At 52.9% G+C, this 261-nt stretch carries 1 protein-coding gene; it reads right to left on the reverse strand.

Features of this window, described 5'->3' with window-relative positions:
- The coding region (locus HL290_RS18490) for an Ig-like domain-containing protein (RefSeq protein ID WP_198497230.1) at positions 1 to 261 on the reverse strand (261 nt) is incomplete at both ends.

The raw sequence follows: 261 nt of genomic DNA on the forward strand, positions 1-261 counted from the left end.
GGTAATCGCAAGGGTTGGTGCTGTTGCATCAACAGTTACTGTACCAGTCACTGGAGTTGATACGTTACCTGCCACATCTGTTGCAGTCACGCTCACTGTGTGCGGACCATCTGCCAGTGTTGGCAATGTATTGTCTGCAAGCGTCCAGGTACCGTCACCATTGTTGGTCGCTGGGTAATCCACACCATCAACCGTCACCACCACAGTCGCAGCAGGATCATCGATCGTACCGGTCAACGCAGGGGTTGTGTCATTGGTAGA

Origin of the sequence: Acinetobacter sp. AC1-2, assembly GCF_016124155.1 — a bacterium.
Classification (GTDB): Bacteria; Pseudomonadota; Gammaproteobacteria; order Pseudomonadales; family Moraxellaceae; genus Acinetobacter; species Acinetobacter calcoaceticus.